At 42.1% G+C, this 19,649-nt stretch carries 17 protein-coding genes; 5 read left to right on the top strand and 12 right to left on the bottom strand.

What is annotated here, in order from left to right; genetic code table 11:
* The first annotated feature begins 145 nt into the window (after window positions 1-145).
* Window positions 146-733, top strand: coding sequence for a hypothetical protein (locus tag J8M00_RS13345; protein WP_211010839.1), 588 nt, complete (start codon window positions 146-148; stop codon window positions 731-733).
* Window positions 734-745: 12 nt separating this feature from the next.
* Here J8M00_RS13345 and J8M00_RS13340 read toward each other — a convergent pair whose 3' ends face one another.
* Both J8M00_RS13340 and J8M00_RS13335 read right to left on the bottom strand, forming a co-directional pair.
* A complete protein-coding gene (locus tag J8M00_RS13340) occupies window positions 746-1,570 on the bottom strand; it encodes a substrate-binding periplasmic protein (RefSeq protein WP_211010837.1) in 825 nt (274 codons plus the stop codon).
* Between the two features lie 40 nt (window positions 1,571-1,610).
* Window positions 1,611-3,113, bottom strand: a complete 1,503-nt coding sequence (locus J8M00_RS13335) for a DUF3612 domain-containing protein (protein ID WP_211010835.1) — start codon at window positions 3,111-3,113, stop codon at window positions 1,611-1,613.
* 267 nt (window positions 3,114-3,380) lie between these two features.
* Here J8M00_RS13335 and J8M00_RS13330 point away from each other — a divergent pair, with 267 nt between their 5' ends.
* Together J8M00_RS13330 and J8M00_RS13325 are read left to right on the top strand one after the other, a co-directional pair.
* A complete protein-coding gene (locus J8M00_RS13330) occupies window positions 3,381-3,866 on the top strand; it encodes a malate synthase (RefSeq protein ID WP_211010833.1) in 486 nt (161 codons plus the stop codon).
* Window positions 3,867-4,076: 210 nt separating this feature from the next.
* Complete coding sequence (locus J8M00_RS13325) at window positions 4,077-6,236, top strand: cation:dicarboxylate symporter family transporter (RefSeq protein WP_211010831.1); 2,160 nt, start codon at window positions 4,077-4,079, stop codon at window positions 6,234-6,236.
* 77 nt (window positions 6,237-6,313) lie between these two features.
* On the opposite strand, the gene J8M00_RS28615 is transcribed toward J8M00_RS13325, so the two are convergent.
* From J8M00_RS28615 to norR, 10 genes are all read right to left on the bottom strand, one after another.
* Entirely contained in the window at window positions 6,314-6,694 is a 381-nt protein-coding gene (locus tag J8M00_RS28615; protein ID WP_211010829.1) for a DUF1294 domain-containing protein, read from the bottom strand.
* A 42-nt stretch (window positions 6,695-6,736) separates the two neighbouring features.
* Window positions 6,737-8,923 carry an exonuclease domain-containing protein gene (locus J8M00_RS13315; RefSeq protein ID WP_211010827.1) on the bottom strand — a complete coding sequence of 729 codons (2,187 nt, stop codon included), beginning with the start codon at window positions 8,921-8,923 and terminating at the stop codon, window positions 6,737-6,739.
* A gap of 68 nt (window positions 8,924-8,991) precedes the next feature.
* Entirely contained in the window at window positions 8,992-11,700 is a 2,709-nt protein-coding gene (locus tag J8M00_RS13310) for a PAS domain-containing hybrid sensor histidine kinase/response regulator (RefSeq protein WP_247687362.1), read from the bottom strand.
* The gene (locus J8M00_RS28305; protein WP_247687361.1) at window positions 11,598-12,320 is read right to left on the bottom strand and encodes a hypothetical protein; all 723 of its coding nucleotides are present in this window, start codon (window positions 12,318-12,320) and stop codon (window positions 11,598-11,600) included. Before J8M00_RS28305 ends, J8M00_RS13310 begins: the two co-directional genes overlap by 103 nt.
* Window positions 12,317-13,534 (bottom strand): ABC transporter substrate-binding protein, encoded by a 1,218-nt coding sequence (locus tag J8M00_RS13305; protein ID WP_247687360.1) that lies wholly within the window; start codon window positions 13,532-13,534, stop codon window positions 12,317-12,319. The genes J8M00_RS28305 and J8M00_RS13305 overlap by 4 nt, the downstream gene beginning before the upstream one ends.
* 75 nt (window positions 13,535-13,609) lie before the next feature.
* Window positions 13,610-14,452 carry an alpha/beta hydrolase gene (locus tag J8M00_RS13300; protein ID WP_211010826.1) on the bottom strand — a complete coding sequence of 281 codons (843 nt, stop codon included), beginning with the start codon at window positions 14,450-14,452 and terminating at the stop codon, window positions 13,610-13,612.
* A 1-nt stretch (window position 14,453) separates the two neighbouring features.
* Window positions 14,454-15,041, bottom strand: a complete 588-nt coding sequence (locus J8M00_RS13295; RefSeq protein WP_211010823.1) for a TetR/AcrR family transcriptional regulator — start codon at window positions 15,039-15,041, stop codon at window positions 14,454-14,456.
* 220 nt (window positions 15,042-15,261) lie between these two features.
* Entirely contained in the window at window positions 15,262-15,753 is a 492-nt protein-coding gene (gene bfr / locus J8M00_RS13290) for a bacterioferritin (RefSeq protein WP_211010821.1), read from the bottom strand.
* Window positions 15,754-15,756: 3 nt separating this feature from the next.
* The gene (gene bfr / locus J8M00_RS13285) at window positions 15,757-16,227 is read right to left on the bottom strand and encodes a bacterioferritin (RefSeq protein WP_023402135.1); all 471 of its coding nucleotides are present in this window, start codon (window positions 16,225-16,227) and stop codon (window positions 15,757-15,759) included.
* Window positions 16,228-16,440: 213 nt separating this feature from the next.
* Window positions 16,441-18,012 carry a nitric oxide reductase transcriptional regulator NorR gene (gene norR, locus J8M00_RS13280; RefSeq protein ID WP_211010819.1) on the bottom strand — a complete coding sequence of 524 codons (1,572 nt, stop codon included), beginning with the start codon at window positions 18,010-18,012 and terminating at the stop codon, window positions 16,441-16,443.
* Window positions 18,013-18,174: 162 nt separating this feature from the next.
* Between norR and J8M00_RS13275 the strand changes: the two genes are divergently transcribed.
* Together J8M00_RS13275 and J8M00_RS13270 are read left to right on the top strand one after the other, a co-directional pair.
* Window positions 18,175-18,423: a hypothetical protein gene (locus tag J8M00_RS13275; protein WP_211010817.1), complete on the top strand. Its 249-nt coding sequence runs from the start codon at window positions 18,175-18,177 to the stop codon at window positions 18,421-18,423.
* On the top strand, window positions 18,423-19,637 hold the full coding sequence (locus tag J8M00_RS13270; RefSeq protein WP_211010815.1) for an NnrS family protein: 1,215 nt from the start codon (window positions 18,423-18,425) through the stop codon (window positions 19,635-19,637). The genes J8M00_RS13275 and J8M00_RS13270 overlap by 1 nt, the downstream gene beginning before the upstream one ends.
* Window positions 19,638-19,649 lie beyond the last annotated feature (12 nt).

Here is a 19,649-nt window from a genome sequence, read left to right as displayed (position 1 = left end):
ATTATATTAAACGCCCATTTTAGGGTGATTGTCACTTTGCATCATTTTATAGCGGATTCATCTTATTAGAGGTCCATTACAAATAAGAACACTATAAACTAAGTAAAAACATGTACTCGCACGTAACTTTGAAAGGCCAACACACTTGCTAGAAGCGTTTTCAATAAATTCCATTTATCATGCAATTAGCTTTGTTAGCTTGCCAGTAATGATCATTGCTTTATTTGTTGGCTGGAAGAGTATCAATACTCGCTGCTTATTATTGATGTTGGTTGCACTTGAGTTAATGGATACTATCTTTACTGAAATAGCCATCAGCTGGGGAAATTATTACTACCTGTGTGTGTTTATAATTAGTTGGGCGTATGTCTATGTTGTTTTTGCTCGTAGATTGATAGTTTCTAAACTTAAAAGTCGCAGTAGGCTTTGCAAAGACGTTTACGACAACTACTATTTCACAAGACAAGAAGGGGCATTGCTTTTTGTCTATATATCCTATGTATTTGTTACTTTCATCGCGTTAGTCGAGCTTGGCCTCTTTGTGTTGTACGTAATAGATTCATTTCCATACATTAGATACCTGTTTAGCCCTTTACTAACCTTCTTCTGCCTCATGGAATCGATAGTGATCCTTTGGCTGGCCACTCGGACAGCGCCGGTTGACGAGCATGTATTGGCAATCAAACATGCTCGAAAAATGCGTAAAAATAACCACTCTGATAGACGCAAGTAAGGCTCAATGGTTTTAGTCTGCGCCATAGCGCTGCTTATACCTTTGAACAACCTCTTCAATGCGTTGTCTGTTTTTGATAATAGCTAAATTAAGCTGCCTCAGTTGTGGCTCGCTGAGCATGCCAGGTCTTAGCATATAGTGAATGGGGTTGTCGTAAATTTTAATCGCTGTGGCTCGAATCACCCCTTTGTAACTAGTCTCCTGAGTTAAATGAGCACCTGTTAAAATGTCTTCTACTGCATATTCAACCCGCTTGTGTTTTATTAAATTAAAACGTTCGTGGGCAAAATTGGTCTCTACTACACAGTCCTCACAAACCTTTCGAAAGCCCTCAAAGCCTTGTCCGTAAACACTGCCTCGGTTAATTGCAATCAAGTTGTTTTTTAGGTGTCTTAAAAGCGCAGTGCTTGTAATTGAACTTTCTTGCATCACTGTGTCTGTGTTGTCTTGATGTGCAAATAGCAACATTACTTCTTGTCGATATGGCAAGCTGAATTCAGCGTATTTTCGTCGAGATTGTGTAAAGCTAGCAGCTGGGATAAGGTCAACTTTGTTTTCTTGAAACTGCTTAAATGCGCGGCTTGATGAAGGCAGCTCAACATATTGCCAACAAAAACCAGCCTCTTTCAACACTAGCTCAACAACTTCAACTTCCAAACCCTCATATTGCCCGTTTACTCGCTGTGAATATGGTGGCCAATTACCACTGATACTTACACGTAAGGTCTTCTCACAACTGTATGCAGCTCTGCTTAGTGTTACAGCCACTAACATCAGAGTAAGCGTACACACATTAAGCATAAGTTCGCGGTAAAGTTTGCTCGTTGCTTTTATCAATCTACTTGGTGCCTTGTTCTTTATAAGCTTTTATCCAGTCCTAGCCAGTTTCATAGCAGCTTGGCTGTCTCGGGCACGCTGTCCCTCTGGTGCAAATGACTCGTACATCATTGTTGATCCCTCTGTCTATCCAATTGATGTTGAGAATTTTTGCTACGCTCATGAGCTGCTTTTTCAGATGCCATGGTACAACACTTGCGCCACCTTGTTTAATACAAAGTGCCTGTAACTCTTGCACTACTTCATCAGCACTTATCCCCTGTGCGTCAATTGCTGGATTTAGGTCTATGCCAGCACACAGTACATGGGCATTCTCTACAAGGTCATTCACTTTAAGTGACTCACAACAGTATAGATGAGGCTTGCCATTTACATTGAGAATGGAGAGTTGCGCACTTGACTGCTGAGACTGTGCAACAAACTTTCTAAACACCGCCCAGTGCTGACAGGGATCTTCAACACTGCGCATATTCCCCCACGGTAAAGGTATACCATTGCCGCGATAAACGGCTTTTAACTTTCCAGGTAAATAGGCGTCAAAGTAATGCCAATGCGGATACGGAGACACAACAGTCATACGGCGCATTGCAACCGACGGAGAAATATTTAAATGTTGGTGAATATCTATTTCATAACCATATGAATCAAGTAACTGACGGTAGGCAACTTTTGGACACAGCAAAGCACCCGCAAAAAAGCTCGACTCAAAATCATGCCATGCTGTCAGAATATCCTGCGCGTTTGGCGTGGTGTCTGTAGCTGGCAGTACTGCAGTATTAAAACCTCCTGTTCGCAACACACAGCGCAGTCCTTTTAGTTCATGCAGCACACTATGACCAATGTGCACAGCTAAGTCATATTTTAGCCTTGCTGGATTTTTCTCAAGCAAGCGGTTTATATGTACCACGTTGGGCTCTTCGAAATAAGAGGTGATCAAATGATTAAAAACATGCCCACTGTCATCCATCACTTCATTTGGCACTTCATCAAACCAGTTCAGCTTCAGACCTTGCTTTTTTATCAGCACCATTAAGTCTTCAACACTTAAATAGAGGTTTTTGTCACCGACTTCGTCGGCGGCGCGCTCAAGATCTGGAAAGTGGTTTTGATGGTGCTCTTGATGCGCTCGGATCAAAAGGTGGGCAAACTGTCTGCCACTGATCCCTGTTTGCGATAGCATCTCTGGTATCGCAATTTGTAGTATGTCATTAGAAAACAAAAAGTTTGGCTCCAGTGCCATCCCCTCAATCCCCCCTGAGCGGCCTTTTTGTGGGGTGATGGCATCTGGCTCGGGATCTGTGTCTAAAAACCACGACAGTGGCTTTTGAAAAACTTCTGCAAAGTTCTCTAACATATCACTACTTGGCGTGCGTTTACCGCGCTCAATCATGGACAAATATGACACCGAAGGCGCAGTGTGTGGGTCTACTCGGATACACCGCGCAGACAAATCTTCTAGCGTTAAATGGTTACGTTTTCGAAGGTTACGGATCTTGGTACCGAGAAAGTGAGACTTGCGCATCAGCTCTGAGCTTTTTTTCATTTTAATACCAATCCTTCTCATTTAAGCGACTTTAATCAATTTTATCGACATTTTTACTACATGTTCATGATATAAAAGAGCATAAATTCGACCATTTTACAACAAGAGGTCTGACCAGATTTTGTAAAATTTACACTGTAAAATTCTTTTTGTGAAATTTATTGATAATTTTTTATACACTGAAATTGTAGTCAATTAATCAGCACACGTTATGTGGCAACCGTAACGTTTCACAACAATTTAATTTCGGTAACTGGGGATACATCAATGAAAGCACAACTTCAAACAACACCACCACTAAGTGAAGAATGTCAAAAGCTCGTTATTGCAAAACAATTTTTAGATCAACACTGCCCGCTCGAATTTGGCTCTCATACTCAAGTCAGTGCTTACGTTGTATATTACAATCACTTGATGGTGTTTTTTGCGGATGGACAGCACTGCGGACTGAAAAACACCAAACAATTTGTAGCCCTTTGTGGTCATAAAGAAGCACCGTCTACCATTTTATTGCAAAAAGACGATGGGCTACACATTGAATTAAGTTTTAACATTGCTGGTGAAACTGGCAAATATGACAAAGCCCATATTAATGATGTGCAATACGAAACGCCATTTAGTGCCATCGACACACAAAACCGCAAGCACACCAAATTGTGGATGAGCTTTATTGACGGTGTCCAGCACACTTTGCTCGAAGAGTCGCGTTGCAAATGCTATCGCAGCAAAAATGGTGAAGATTACGAAATCTAATCTTCAACTTTAAAATTTTCTGTTTTTATTTGCTGTGAATTTTTATCTTGGCCGCAATACAATTTGCGGTCAAATGTGAATACTTACTCGCATCAAATCCATATTTTTTCAAAGCTTACACCCCTATCGCCTTATTTCATTCCATGCATTCAGATTAATTTCAGCTAACCTCAATATAATCGCGCACCAATTTAACTGCGACGGGTGATCATGAATAAACTATTCAACTGGATAAAAAGTATGAACTGGATGCTATGGGCATTGATCCTTGGCATTGCAACAGGACTTATTTTTGGTGAGCGAGTTGCGTTTTTAAAACCAATTGGCGAAGGCTTTGTCAGCCTTATGCAAATCACTATCTTTCCTTACATCGTGGTCAGTTTGATTGTGGGGTTGGGTAAATTCAGCCCAGATCAGGTTAAAACCGTGCTGGCCAAAGCCGCCATCACCATGGTTGCGCTTTGGGTGATTGGCCTCGCGGTGATCTGGTGTTTTACCCTAACCTTGCCAAGCCATGACGCTGGGACTTTTTTCTCCCCAGCATTGGTAGCACAAGCACCTGATATCAATTTCGTTCAGCAGTATATCCCGTCAAACCCTTTCGCTTCTATGGCTGACGGAAATGTACCTGCGCTGGTTATCTTTTGTATTGCACTGGGTTTGGCACTGATCTCCAATGGGCGGAAAAACCAATTACTCGATGTGCTTGAAGTAGTCGGGCAAGGCTTGACTGTGATGTCTAAAAAAGTGATTAAATTCTTCCCCATTGGTATTTTTTCTATGACCGCCAGTACGGCGGGTACAATCGGTCAAGAAGAGCTCAGTAATTTACAAATCTACTTGGTATTGGTTATTTGCTTAGGTTTTTACCTCATGTTTGCCCTGTTGCCAATGCTAGTTGCGGCACTTACACCTGTGAAATATCGAGACTTAATCAAAGTCATGCGCAATGCCTGGATCACTGCGTTTAGTACAGGAAATGTCTTTATCGTGCTACCCGTTATCACCGAGGGCATTAAGTCACATTTACAAAAAATTAAGCGCAGTGATGAAGAGTCTGATCACATTGCTGAGGTGTTAGTCCCCATTGCTTATACGTTCCCAAGCTTGGGCAAACTCACTACCCTTATGTTCGTTACATTTGCAGCTTGGTTAACAGGTAACCCCATTGCCCTAGAGCAGATCCCCAATGTCACGCTTTCTGCCATGCTCAGTTACTTTGCCAATGTACACATAGCTATCCCCTATATGCTGGATAGCCTAAAAATTCCGGCCGACAGTTATCAACTTTATTTGTCGATGTCGGTGTTAACTGCCAAGGTGGTATCACCAACAACCGTTGTTTATATCTTTGCGGTCACGCTACTGTGCATCTTTTACAATAAACAGCAGCTGCATTTAAAGCGTATCCGCTCCCTGTACTATCTCACTCTGCTGTCGGCGTTTTTACCCGCTTTTATGGTGCTCAGCTTTACCACCAATAACTACTTGGCACAAAGTACCAAAGGTGCTGACGATGTGATTGCCAACATGGTTGTATCTGATCAAGTGCCCAATGATGTGCTCAATCACGTGCCAAAAGCATACCAAAGCGGCGAATTGTCGTTGACGAATATCGACATCATCAAAAAGCGTAACGTACTGCGGGTCGGATACTTAGTCGATAATGTACCCTTTAGTTATTTCAACCAAAAAGATGAACTGGTAGGTTTTGATATAGGCCTTGCCCATAAATTAGCTGCCGATCTACAAGTGAAAGTGGAGTTTATTCCATTCAAAAAACACCAACTGGCTGAATACCTGAGCAAGGGGTATTTTGACATCGCCATGTCGGGTTTAGAAATGAGCATTATCGATTTAAGCACTGTTCGCTTTACTAACCCTGTTTTAGAGTTGCAGCTGGCGTTGGTTGCCAAAGATCACCGTCTTAAGGAGTTTGCTTCCAAAGAGCAGGTATTAACAAAAGACAATCTTAGCCTAGCTCATGTAGAGTACCAGCCGTTGATGCGCGATGTTGCCAATAAGTATAAGCAGATCAGTGTTAAACAACTTGGTAATCACCAAGCATTCTTTGAAAAAAGCAGTGATTTTGATGCGCTGGTTATCAGTGCAGAAGCTGGGTTTGCGTGGAGTATGTTTTACCCAGAATATGGTGTAGTGGTACCAAAAGGTGCAGAGCTTAAGTACCCGGTTGGATTTGCCGTCGCAAAGCGCAATGTTGATATTCTCAATTACGTCAATACATGGCTGGCAATTCAGCAAAGCAAAGGCACCATTCAAAATAGCTATGATTACTGGATTTTGGGCAAAGGAACTCAAAGTAAAGAGCATAGATGGTCGCTATTAGATGAGTTTGCCGAGCAAAATTAAACACAACGAAAAAGCGCCAGTCATAGCTGGCGCTTTTTATATTGACTCAAGCGTGTTGTGTTAACCAATCAAATTAACTAAACGTACACTTGGACAAACCAAAACACACTCAACGACAATTGCAAAGTGATTGCTGCCAACAACTTAAGCTGAAACGACCACTTGCTGGTTTTATGTTGCGTAAAGTGCATAGTCAAATGCGTGGTACAATGCAGTGCCAGCATCGACAATACAATAAGTGTTTTTTCGGAGATCCTGCGAGCTTCATTTTTGGCGTTGCGTTTGTCTTTATAAAACCCCAGATACATCACACCATTTGCAATAACCAACCCCGCGATAAGCGCTATTGATAATACAGGGTTACTACTCACCAGAGGCACAATCAGCATACCTAATGCACACAAAGAGATGGCAACCCCGCACTTACTAATAAACATAATCAAAGTATTAAAAATCACGGTGTCTCCCAGTAATGACTCTATCTCGTTGTATATGCATCGTTATTGCGTGTCCTCTTGCCGCTTATCCTTGGTGCTTTCACTCGCTTCTATACGTCGCTGATTGATTAAATTAAATAATTCAACGGTTGCCAGTGCATCGTTGAGCGCTCTGTGATGTCCATTTAGTTCTATGTTCAATGCTTGGCAAATTTTACCCAGTGAATAAGAAGCGTGACCCGGCAGCCACTTTCTGCCCAATTGCACAGTACATAGTTTCGCTCTTTTAAACGGTCGCTCTAAGCGTGCAAATTCTGCTTTGATAAAGCCATAATCAAAGTTGACATTGTGCGCTACAAAAATTGCATCTCGACCAAACCTGTCAATATCATCAACAACTTCACTAAACACAGGAGCATCTTTGACCATTTCATTATCAATACCAGTAAGCTCTGTTATGTACCTTGGGATCCGCCGCTGAGGGTTAATCAGGCTATGCCACTGCCCCACTATTTTGCCATTTACCACCTTCACCATAGCGATTTCGGTGATCTTATCATGCTCCTTTTTTCCGCCAGTGGTTTCAATATCAACAATGACGTAGGGTTGATCTGGTTGAACTTGCCATTGGACGGTTTGCACGCTCACCTCAAATCCAGACTCAATCAGCTTTTTTATCGTGATCAATTGGTTACGTCGCAAACTATCACCTGGCGCTTTGACTTCAACGAATTTAACGCCTTGCTGGCACAACATTAAGTCTGGATACCCATCTTTTAAGCCATTGAAATCTTTACTCATCGCACGCAAATGCGCACATACAGCACCAATAGGTGCATGTTTTGCAAATTCAAATAATTGAGCGAGGCAATCAGGGTCCCAGAACATCAATCTGCTGTGTTGATTGAATTTGTCAGCAGCTTGTTTTATCAGCCAGTTTAACAAGTGATTATTGTCGACAAACGTGGTGAGTCGCTGTTCAATTTCGGCTTCGAATACACTGTAAAACGAGTTGTCTTTGAGGCACTTTGGTGTGTGTTCGAACTCGTTAGAAAACGCATTTCGCTCATCCTCAAATAGCTCGTGCCAAAAGCTTAAACAAAATAAGGCACGCCACAACATATTTTCACAGTGATAAGCCCTTACATTAGAACGTCCATAGTGTTCGATTAGTCCTTGCTCTACATAACCAACAAATGCTTCATCAAGGCAAATAGGCTGACCACTTGCACGCAGCATATCGGTTAGCAGCGAGGTTCGCTTTTCAGTAAACTTAAGTCGATAAAAATCCTCCGCGAAAAACAACAGCTGCTCGTCGCCAGGCGTGTCTAACAGCTGCTCAATCAGCTCTTTGCATTTTTCATGTTCACCTTTGGCATACAATGACCTGATGTATTTCTCTTGCGCTTTGGGGTGTGCGCTCAACGTTAGTAGCGATTCACTCAGTACAACATTGTGTTCAAGCACCAAATTGGCCAATTTATAGCACAGATGATCGTATTTAAGCTTTGCCAATGACCCTATCGGGCTGGTGTAGCTTTGTGTTGTGATGTTGTCCGCTAACTCAAGAAGTGATTGTTGTGGCAAGGTTTTTAAATCGTTGTATAGGTTGCAGTACAAAAATGCACTTTGTGCTTCTTCTCTCGACTCAAAATGCGCATTGCCCTGCACTCGTTGTCGATGGGTTTGCATTACCCCCAAATCCCGCATGGAAAACTGCGATAATGCCCCCCCTAACTTACCAAAAAATAAAAACAGAAAATAAGCCAAGTCTGATTTAAACGTAGAGGTAAAGTAACCTGGAAGTATAGCCGATGGAGCCGCTTCAATACTCGCAAGTTGGCCGCATATATGCTCATGCCATAGTGCTTTTTTAGCAGACTTGACCGGTGTATCTTGAAAATCAAACTCCTTAGCCAGCGCCATTAATTGAGATTTATTTAGCTCAGATATCAACGTACTTAACATGGCTGAGTCTTGCGCTTGAGTGAGCCAATTTTGTTCATTTAATAACTGATAGGCAGCGTGATAGTCGTCTATTTCGTCATAAACTAACTCTTCACTGCAAACATAATGGCGTTTTCGATTAACAACCCGAATGAGTAAACACTGAGCATCTTGCGGCAATAACTTAAAGGCATTCAATTTCGAACGCTGCACGTCACTTACTAAATGCCAACTAGTTTGCTCTAAGTAATCTAACAATTCGAAGAAATGTGTTAGATAGTATTTTTCGGGCAGCGTTTTCAAAATATAAAACCTGTATATTTAGACAGTACTTAAATATGCCAAAATTAAGGTCAATTAGCTATCTATTTTTACTCCGCCACATCAGAGCGTACACTTTGTGTACTCAAATGCGCTTTCAAACATTGCATTAAGGTGTTGGGTTGAATTGGCTTAGTGAGATAGTCATCCATACCCGCATCTCGGCATTTTTTTTCGTCGCCACTCATAGCGTTTGCGGTTAGCGCTATGATTGTAATATCTTGATTACCGTTACCAGCTTGTCCTTTTCGAATATTCCCTGTTGCTTCATAACCATCCATTTCAGGCATTTGACAGTCCATGAGTACTAAGTCATAGGGGTTCGAATGCTGACAGTGGCGTAGCGCATTTATTGCCTCTTGACCATTGGTAACCACATCTACAAACTCAATACCCAATTTTTTCAACATACTTGTTGTAACAATTTGATTTACATGGTTGTCTTCTGCCAGTAGTAACCTTGGCTGAGGATCCCATACTAGGTTTTCTGAGACTTCACTCTCTTTAAACGATTTGAGGTAATGAGAAGTGACAATTGGCTTGGCATTGGCCAATGCCTCCCCATCTTCTCCAACTACCGATAAAGCATTGTATAGATCTGTAGTCGTCGCGGGTTTTGGAAAATACCCAGAAAAACCACGCTTGGCAAAGTAGGCAGCATCGCCCTGATGACCCATTGAAGTCATCATAATAAGTTTAATACTGTTGAGCCTCGGGTCACTTTGCATTTCCTCACCCAGTTGAGCCCCATCCATTACCGGCATTTGCATATCTAGTAACGCAATATCAAACAGGGTTTTATTCGGATCTTTTAAACGTGCTTCACACTGAGAAAGCGCCTCAATTGCCGAAGATGCCTCGGTGACTTTAGCGCCCCAAATCTCTAGCTGCTCTCTTAATACTGTGCGGTTAGTTCGATTGTCATCAACAATCAGCAACTCAAGTTTACTAATATCAAATTTTGGCATTGAGCGGTTATTTTGCTCGCCTGCTTCTAACATAATTGAAAAATAAAACTCGCTGCCATGGCCTTCATCGCTTCTAACGCCAATACTGCCCCCCATCAATTCACATAACTTTTTAACGATGGATAGGCCAAGACCTGTTCCGCCATATTTGCGTGTGGTTGATGAGTCTACTTGCGAGAATGTTTCGAATAGCTTGTGTTGCTTAGATAGCGGAATGCCAATACCAGAGTCAATAACTGAGCAATCTAAGCGTAATTTCCCCTGAACCTCAGTAAGCTCCGCACGTATGATGATCTCTCCCTCATCAGTAAATTTAATGGCATTACCAACTAGGTTTGACAGCACCTGACGCAATCGACTGGGATCACCTTTTACCACGGAGCTGTCGACTTTAACTATGTCCAGAACCAGCTCTATCCCTTTGCTCTGCGCTTGTAGTGCTGCAGATTCTGAAAAGTCTCCAAACAGTTCTCTCAGGTCAAAGTCCAATAATTCTAACTCAAGCTTGCCAGCATCAACTTTAGAAAAGTCCAAAATATCGTTAATAAGATTGAGTAGCGAATTGGCACTGTTCATTGCCAATCTAGCTCGGTGTTTTTGCTCATCATCTAGTGGGCTATTCATCATTAAATTCAGCATGCCTAACACCCCGTTCATAGGCGTGCGGATTTCATGACTCATCGAAGCCAAGAAGGCGCTTTTAGCTTCACTGGCTTGCTCAGCTTGCACCTTGGCATCAGCCAAAGCTTTTTGTTGCCTAATTTGCTCCGTAACATCCTGTAAAATTCCGACATATGCAATCAGCTTTTTGTTTTCGTCCAACACCGGACCAATGTGCATATTATTCCAAAATGGCTCTCCATCTTTACGATAATTCAGAATTTTTTCTCGGTGTGGTTGCTGCATTTTAATGGCTTCGCGAATGGCTTCCAGAGCTGCCTCTGAGGTTTGTTCACCTTGTAAAAATCGGCAATTTTTACCAATTACGCTGTCGTCATAGCCAGTTATACGTTTAAACGCTGAGTTTATAAAACTCAAAGGCATGTCCTTTTTATACGCATCGGTTATCACAATTCCAACATCGCAAGACTCTATGGCATATGCCAATAAATCATTGTGTTCTTTGGCTTTTTTGAGTGCTTCTTGATACATTTTTTGGTCGGTAATGTCAGTCAAGGAGCCTGACATTCGCACCGCTCTGTTTACACTATTTCTCAGTGCCAAACCTTTTGAACGGTAAAAGCGGTACTCACCGTCACGGTTCCTCATTCTAAACTCAACATCAAACACATCGTTGTTTTCTAGATGCGCGTTGAGTGCGCCAAATGTGTGGGTTTTGTCTTTTGGATGCATGCCTTTTTCAAGGCTTTCAAATACATCCGGGAAACCGTTGGTATCATTGCTATCATACCCAAGTAATTCGCGAAAGCGCGGGGAGTAAAACATACTGCCTTTCTCAATGTCCCAATCCCATATTCCATCGTTACTGCCTTTAATGGCTAGTTTAAATCGTTCCTCGCTTTTTTCAGTTTCTCTTTGCGACAACTGTAATTGCTTAAATGGGTTGAGTAGTAGCTGACGCCCAAAGAAAAACAGCAGTAAAAATGACAACAGCAAACTGATCACAACAGCTTTTGCGATGGCAAAAATGAATATATTGACATTATCTTGGATCATTTGCTGATCGATTAAAAACTTAACGTCAACATCGGTATCAGGCAAACGACTTGCAAACAGTTGCAGATAATCATGACCCGATGCCGTATTGCTGTATTGCTGTATTTTACCCATTGTCCGGTTAGTTCTACTGCTAGCTCAGTTTGTGCTGTGTCTATAGCTAATAGAGACGCTATATCAGTCATAAACTCAGAAATTAAAACGCCTTCTGTGAAACCGTTATATTCGATTGGCACCGCTAAAATAAATTTAAATTGTTGGTCTTCATGTTTTAACACCACAGCTTGACCTAGCTCTCCTAGCAACATTTGGTCTAGCCAAGGTTCTTTGCTGAATTTACCACTGTATAAAGGCGAATTTGTAAAAACTGGTTCAGATAACACATTGTACAAATGCAGCGGCACATTTTGCCCCAACACTTTGTAATCTTTCAAAAAGTCTGATAGCGATGCGCGAGAAATATCACTGCCCATCACAGCATTAGACAGCATTGGAATTTTGGCCAAATCTCTTAGCAGTATTAATCGGGTAGAAATAAATTGGCCGAGATTGCTTACAGCAAGCTTGGCTTCAGTCTGTCTGGCTTGTAACTGCAACTCTTTAACTGAGCTATCAGCTCGACTACCAACCAAAGACAGGCTAATAACAATAGACAACACCAAGCTACACAATAAAAATGCGTAAAAAGCTCTGTCCGAAGACATGCTAAAAACCTGATTTAGCCAGCGCTTCATGAATTGTCCACCAGTACTTTGGTACTGCCATTAGATTCAAAATATGCCATGCACAAATCCTCAATTCCTAGCGCTTCATGTGCATCTGGGTTTTGTGCACTCCATTTAGAGTAGGGTTTTTGATAAGTTTTTATAAGGCCAGCAACAGGCGTATTAAGTGACTCTAAAGATTGTCGAAATGCAGCCCTATCTTTTGACATATCTCCTGTAAGCTCAATTTGTGCGAGCGCCGCTAATGCCACTTTTGCTATGTCATAGCCATGTATAAAACCTGTTGGTGCAAATAAAAAGTCTCGTTGGGAAAACTCATCGGGGAATAAATTTTTGGCTCTATTCCACACTTTTGTGGCTTCGTTTGATAGTGGACGTCTTTGGAAAGAAAAACAGCTTTGGATAAAGTGCAGATCAATACCAGAGGCAAGATCAACCTTTGCTTGATTAAAAAAGTCACCGCCAGTGATCCCCCAGTGGCTGATGATCGGGATGCGTTGCTCCTGCGGGTAATCAGCCATTGCTGAGACCAACTGTTTCCCTTCGATGGCATTGCCGACGAATAATAAACAGTCGCTGCCCTTTGCAAGCATCTCCCTGATATGTATTTTGGCACTGCTTGCTTTCATTCCCCAATCAAACCAAGTCACACTCGGCTCAAGCTTACCTAGCGCCTGACCGATTGATTTATAGTTTGATTTCCCCCATGGAGTTCTTTCTAAAAATAGATGCGGGTTTTTACATGCTCTTTGATTGGCAAATTGGACTAAAGTAACACCTGCTTTAGTATCATCAACTGATAGCCGATATACCCAGTTTTCACCTTTGTCATAACGGGTAATAGGTCCACCAGCCGCCCAAGGAACAAGCAGTGGAATTTGGTTTTTATTAATAAACTCTCGATACTTAATATAAGGTGGAGAGTGCAGCCCACCCAATACAAACAACCCGGAAGGGTCTTTTAAAAAGCGCTTAAAGTTCAAAAAACTACGATTACTGTTACCGCGATGATCACGGGACAAAAACTTCAGTTTAAAGCCTTGAGTCTTGCTATCTACTTCGCTCAAGGCGGTAAGAAATCCCATTTTAATCGCGATGGCAGACTCTCTATGTGTACTATAGTCTGAGTCATGATAGATATGTAATTCAGGCAGACCTCTATCATTGGCAAATAAAAAGCTCGACAAAAACACACAGAGCACGGCGCAGCAATATTTGAACATAAGCACTAATCTATTTATTTTGGCTAAATATAAAGTTAGTCTATCTTCGCCGTTAATTACAATTCACTCAAAGTATTAAATATCAATTAATTGTCTAATCGCCTGCCAAGTTTGAGGGCTATTTATTACTCTGCCGTGTCCTTGTCCTTGCGTGCTCAACAAACTCGCATGATCATGCTGAGCAACTTGTTGTAATGTATGTTGATATAGTGCGTACTTATCTTCTTTATCGTGCACCATTAGAATGTGATCTTGTTTGCCTAAATGAAACTCAGCCTGTAGTGACTTAAACACCATGCCATGCTCTGCTTCTACTTCATTAAGTAATTTCTCAACCAACTGATTGGCAATTCCAGTGGCGTATATCCGCTCTTGAAATGAATTATAGAAATCAAATGTTGGCGCAATCATCACGTGACGGCCTTTCTCTATTGCATTAACAGCACCGATGGTGCCCATTGAATGACTCACAATACCTTTAATTTGGTCATCTTTATGCTCAGCCAAGACGTGCTTAAGACCCTTAATAAATAACGGCAGGTTCGCTATCTTGCCGTCGCTCTGCCCATGCCCATAGTGATCGAAACCAACCACTGAAAACCCATGTTCCATCACTTTTTCCATCAAAGGATAAAATTGGCTTACGCCACCGGACCACCCATGTGTGAAAATAACCTTTGGACCGCTACCACCTTCAACAAGGTTGAGACCACCGTAAGGTGTCGCAAGTTTACGGCTTTGCATATTTTTTGGCAGCGCAACTTTTTTTCGTCCCGCCGCAGGCGTTAACAATAATTTGCGTGTTGCTTTTAGACTCGTTTTAGGTGCAACTTTTGCCATCAAACTAGATACACTGCGGGTTAGGTGATAGCTCATGGATTTTTTACCACTGTCCGAAAAGTATATTTTGCTACTCATATTAATTTGCTCCGTGTTTTGCTAGCAATGCATTAAAACCAGCTTGAAAGCGGCTGCGATTATCATCTTCAAGTGCCAACCAGCGTAAATTTTGGCTACCGAGATAAAGAGAATAAAGTTCAAACACAAACTGTTGAGGACAGGTATCTGGGGCGAAGTCGCCATCTTGGACTGCTTGGGTCACGATATGCTGCAAATAGCTTAACCAGTTTTTTAATGTTGCTTGAATATGGTCTCGCAGCGCACCTGGTTGGTCGTCAAATTCGGCTGCTGCATTGATGAATATGCAAGTAGCCGCGTCTGGTTTGTACCAATTTAGCCAGTTTTGACATAGCTGGTTCAGCTTAACCAAGCCTCTAATGTCTCTATCACAAGCCAAGATCACATGCTCTTTGAATAGCTCAGACGCGTATTCGAGCACATTTAGCTGCATGGTCTCCTTAGAATTGAAATGCCCAAATAGCCCTGACTTAGACATGCCAGCAGCCGTCGCCAGCATACCTATGGTCAGATCATTTAAGCCAGTTTCAGAAGCAAGCGCCAAACCCTTGGCCAAAATTTGCTGCTTCGTTTGTTTACCTTTTCCCATCTCTCACCAAAAAAGTACGAACGTTCGTTTTATGTTAGCGGATAATAAGTATGGATCAAGGTTTATTTTTAATTCATAGCAAAAGCACATTCAGTGCGACTCTTGAAAGGGGCTAAAAAATAATGGCTTAACAGATTAAACAAATTTATTTTTTGCCAAAAAGATATAAAAAAAGAGCGCTTGATGCGCTCTTTTACTTTGCTTAACATGCTAACTCGCGTTAGCTGCCAGATCCTGAATCACCATTCATTTGGCTTTGAATGTAATTTTGGATACCGATTAAGTCTATGAGTCCGAGGTGCTGCTCAAGCCAGTAAATGTGGTCCATTTCTGTGTCATCCAGCAGCTCTTCAAGGATCTCTCTTGTCACGTAATCTTGCTCTTCTTCACACACTGCAATGACTTTTTTCAAGTGGTCTTTAACCACAACTTCTGCTGCTAAGTCATTTTCGAGCATTTCTTTGACGTTACTACCTACGTGGATAGGCGCGCGTGAAGCAGTATCTGGTGTGCCTTCTAAGAACAAGATCCGCTCTGAAATGCGTTTTGCGTGATCTAATTCTTCTTCATATTCATGAGATAACTTTTCATGCAGTCGCCCCATGCCCCAGTCTTCATACATTTTCGAATGGGCTAAATATTGATCCATTGAACTAAGTTCAAGGGTGAGTTGCTTGTTGAGCAAATCGATAACTTTTTTTACGCCTTGCATAATTTAGTCCTCCATCTGTGACTGAAGATAGTTTTCAATACCAGTATTTTTGATAAGGAAGTCTTGTGTTTCTAACCAGTCTACGTATTCCTCTTCATATTCTAGAATATCTTCGAGTAGCTCTCTGCTAACGTAGTCCTGCTCTTTCTCACATAAATCAATGGCTTCACGCAGTGCTGGTAATTGCTCATGCTCAAATGCTAGGTCACAACTGAGCATTTCTTCGGTGTGTTCACCAATGCGTAGTTTCTCGAGATGCTGTAAATTAGGTAAGCCTTCTAAAAATAAAATACGCTCAATCAAATCATCGGCTTGCTTCATGTCTTTGATTGACTTTTTGTAGGCTTTTTCGTTGAGTTCTTCCAATCCCCAATTTTTATACATACGTGCATGTAAAAAATACTGGTTAATAGAAGTCAGTTCGAGTGTCAAAATTTTATTCAAAGTGACGATTACTTGCTTGCTACCCTTCATAGGGCCCCCTAGTAACAAATTCAGTTAGACGCCATTTAACACTAGTCCAATATTTGTACTTGGCAAGACTAAATAAAAATAACAAATAAGTTTTAATATCCTTTTAAAATAAATAACTTATAAAAGAATTAAGAACAATTTTCATTGCCAATTACACTAGGGTTTAAGTCTCTATTAACACTTTAAACTCACTATTGCGTTTACCGAAGTTGACTACTTAACTTTCTTCACAGTTTCGACGCCTAAGCGTTTAGCTAAACGCACTAAATTGGCTCTGTCGACGCCAAGTTCGCGCGCAGCCGCAGCCCAATTAAGTTGATGTGTTTTGAGGGCCTGTAAGATCTGTTTCTTTTGAAACTGCTCAGTGGCTTCTTTTAATGGCAGTGCAAAGCTTTCTAGGCTTTTTACCTCACTCGGTTCTGTAGTGATTTGTGGCGCTTCAAAGCTTAGCTCACAGTGGGTCGACATAATCTTTACAATGTCCTTTTGCCAATTAGAATGTTTGGCTTTGAGCGCTGCACGGCTCAGCACATGTTCAAGCTCTCGCACGTTACCAGGCCAATCGTGCGCTTTTAAGCAATCAAGTAAACCACCATCGAGTAAAAGCTGCGAAACGCCTAACTTTTTGCGTAGCTGTTCGGTAAAGTAGCCAGCCAAAGGGACAATATCTGAAGGGCGGTTTCTGAGCGCGGGCACCTGTAGAGGAAACACTTGCAAACGGTGAAATAAATCCGAGCGAAAGCGGCCTTCTTCGACCTCTTTTTGCAAATCACGGTTGGTGGCTGCGACAATTCTCACATTAACAAAATGGGGCGTATCACTGCCGACAGGTTGAATTTCTCCACTTTGCAGCGCCCTCAGTAGCTTGCTTTGAATATGTAGCGGCAACTCACCGATTTCATCCAAAAATAGAGTCCCTTGATCAGCAACCAAAAACTTCCCTTCTCGATGGGCATCTGCGCCCGTAAACGCGCCTTTGCGATGACCAAAAAACTCACTCTCAGCCAAATTGTCTGGTAAAGATGCACAATTCACTTGTACAAAAGGCGCATTGCAACGACTAGATTGCGCGTGTACCTGCCTAGCAACGAGCTCTTTACCCGTGCCTGTTTCTCCTTGGATCAGCACACTCAAATCTGAATTGGCCACTAAATTGATGTCCCCTTTGAGCTGTTTCATCGGCGCCGAGTCACCGACCATGGTGTACTGCTGATGGCTCAGCTCATGTAGCATAGCGATGCCAGATCTAGCCCGCTTGCAAAGCTGATGCATATTGTCGACGGCACTAAAGTGACTCGATACAGAAGCTTGCACCATCGTCAGTAACGACTGGCTATAACTATCGAATGCGTTGGGGCTTAAACTATCAAAGGTTATCACCCCTAACAGCACATCCTGCTCATACATCGCAAACCCCATGCAAGCATGAACCGGGATGTCACCTGTCTCAGCAAGCAACATACCGTCATAAGGGTCACTCAAAGTGCAGTCTGAAGGAAATATAACGGGCTTTTTAGCGCTCTGAGCGATCTGCGCAAGCCTCGGATGTTCAGAAAGTTGAAATCGCCTGCCCATTACTTCAGGTGCCAGCCCTGTTGCAGCAAGAGGTACCAGTGCACCTTGCTGGTGACTCAATACAGCAATTGCATCAGCACCAATAAAAGCTTTGAGCGCGCTGGTAATTGCTCTGCAATAAGGGAGGAGCTCTACTTCATTGGTTTTTGGCAGCGCTTCTGCGAGGGATTGATTCAAAGTGAGTAGTTGAGATAGTGCACGCTGATCCATGTCATTTTGACCTTTATGAATTAATTTGACACATATAAGAGTATGTCAAAATGACTTACAAATTCAATATTAAATTTTTAACTTGTTGATTTATAACAAATATAAAATTGGCACACCTTGTGTATTAAGTAATACATCGAATACTGTTAGATGAGCGTAATCATGCAAACTCAGCAAGGCAATTTCAATCAAGCTTTTACCGTGTTATTAAGCGCCGCAAACTGGCTACTTATTGTTAGTGTAGCGGGTTTTGGTTTGGCTATCATGGCGAGTTACCCTCTTGCTCACGCCTTATCTATTCCAGTACAAATAACGGCACACATCAGCAGCTTACTATTCGCTACCATGCTAAAAATCGGCTATGTCGTGCGCTGTTTATGTCAATACAACTTGGGCTTAGAGGTACGTTAATGAACATACTACCTATTGAAGAGCCCCTCCCGAAGGTGAACCTTTTTAGACCTAATACATGGCCATTTTTAATGCTCGGATTTCGCCCTTTATTTTTACTAAGCGGGATCTGGGCAATTGTAAGTATGTTGATTTGGGCTGGTGTACTGTCGGGCGCTTTCTCTTGGCAAGGTAACGCACCTGCAACCTTGTGGCATGCACATGAAATGCTGTTTGGCTTTGCCAGTGCTATAGCCGTTGGGTTTTTATTTACTGCTTCAAAGAATTGGACTGGCGTTAACACCATGAATGGTAGCCACTTATTGGTGTTATGCAGCCTCTGGACTGTCGCTAGGTGGATATTTATCTCTCTAGAAGAACCGTATTTATGGTTAGCAATATCACAAGGCCTGTTCTGGCTAGTCAGTATTTGTCACCTGGCCAACACACTGATTCAGGCTAACAGTAAACACAACTACCAGTTTATTGTCATTTTATCGCTGGTGGCGAGCTTAAATTTAACCTTTATCTGGCTTTTAGCAACTGAGAAATACATGTTTGCACTGACATTTTCTCACTTAGCTGTATTGGGGTTTACGTTTTTGATCAGTGTGATCGCTGGGCGTGTAACGCCATTTTTTATAGCCAGAGGACTTGGACTTAAAGAGCAAGTTTCCACCAAAAGACTAAACCGAGCTTTATTTTGGTGCTCGCTCATCGGCATGAGCGGATTCTTTGCCCACCATGTTTTGATGAGTCCATTAAACCCTGGATATGTGCTCATACTTACAGCAGTTCTACACCTCATTCGCTGTGTTTACTGGTTCAATATTGGCATCGTGAAAGTACCTCTGCTGTGGTCTTTGTACGCTGCATATTTTTGTATGAGCCTTGGGCTTCTGGGCTTTGGCGGTGCTTATCTAGGATTGCCGTGGCAGGCGAAAGACGCCTTGCATTTAATCACAATCGGTGCGATGGGCCTGATGATTTTATCGATTATGTCTCGTGTATCACTTGGTCATACTGCAAGACCGCTTAAAGCTCACCCTTTGATGAGCGTGGCTTTCATTTTATGCCTGCTAGCAGCTGCTGTCAGAAGCTTACTTCCGTTATTTATCAACCCGCACGATACATGGCTCGCCAGCGCGATTTTATGGGCGCTTGCTTTTGCCATTTTTGTTGCGATTTACACCCCTATTTTAATGAAAAAACGCCTCGATGGGCGTCGTGGTTAATTGGAGATTATC

It is taken from the genome of Pseudoalteromonas luteoviolacea, assembly GCF_018100925.1.
In the GTDB taxonomy this organism is placed as follows: Bacteria; Pseudomonadota; Gammaproteobacteria; order Enterobacterales; family Alteromonadaceae; genus Pseudoalteromonas; species Pseudoalteromonas obscura.
Note: the sequence above shows the minus strand (reverse complement) of the source record. Positions and strands in the feature narration are given on the sequence as shown.

Excerpts from the sequence above, each read along its gene's own strand:
- J8M00_RS13335 (WP_211010835.1), bottom strand. The coding sequence starts at position 3,113 with ATGAAAAAAAGCTCAGAGCTGATGCGCAAGTCTCACTTTCTCGGTACC.
- J8M00_RS13330 (WP_211010833.1), top strand. The coding sequence starts at position 3,381 with ATGAAAGCACAACTTCAAACAACACCACCACTAAGTGAAGAATGTCAA.
- J8M00_RS13325 (WP_211010831.1), top strand. The coding sequence starts at position 4,077 with ATGAATAAACTATTCAACTGGATAAAAAGTATGAACTGGATGCTATGG.
- J8M00_RS13310 (WP_247687362.1), bottom strand. The coding sequence starts at position 11,700 with ATGGGTAAAATACAGCAATACAGCAATACGGCATCGGGTCATGATTAT.
- J8M00_RS28305 (WP_247687361.1), bottom strand. The coding sequence starts at position 12,320 with ATGAAGCGCTGGCTAAATCAGGTTTTTAGCATGTCTTCGGACAGAGCT.
- J8M00_RS13305 (WP_247687360.1), bottom strand. The coding sequence starts at position 13,534 with ATGTTCAAATATTGCTGCGCCGTGCTCTGTGTGTTTTTGTCGAGCTTT.
- J8M00_RS13300 (WP_211010826.1), bottom strand. The coding sequence starts at position 14,452 with ATGAGTAGCAAAATATACTTTTCGGACAGTGGTAAAAAATCCATGAGC.
- J8M00_RS13295 (WP_211010823.1), bottom strand. The coding sequence starts at position 15,041 with ATGGGAAAAGGTAAACAAACGAAGCAGCAAATTTTGGCCAAGGGTTTG.
- bfr (WP_211010821.1), bottom strand. The coding sequence starts at position 15,753 with ATGCAAGGCGTAAAAAAAGTTATCGATTTGCTCAACAAGCAACTCACC.
- bfr (WP_023402135.1), bottom strand. The coding sequence starts at position 16,227 with ATGAAGGGTAGCAAGCAAGTAATCGTCACTTTGAATAAAATTTTGACA.
- norR (WP_211010819.1), bottom strand. The coding sequence starts at position 18,012 with ATGGATCAGCGTGCACTATCTCAACTACTCACTTTGAATCAATCCCTC.
- J8M00_RS13275 (WP_211010817.1), top strand. The coding sequence starts at position 18,175 with ATGCAAACTCAGCAAGGCAATTTCAATCAAGCTTTTACCGTGTTATTA.
- J8M00_RS13270 (WP_211010815.1), top strand. The coding sequence starts at position 18,423 with ATGAACATACTACCTATTGAAGAGCCCCTCCCGAAGGTGAACCTTTTT.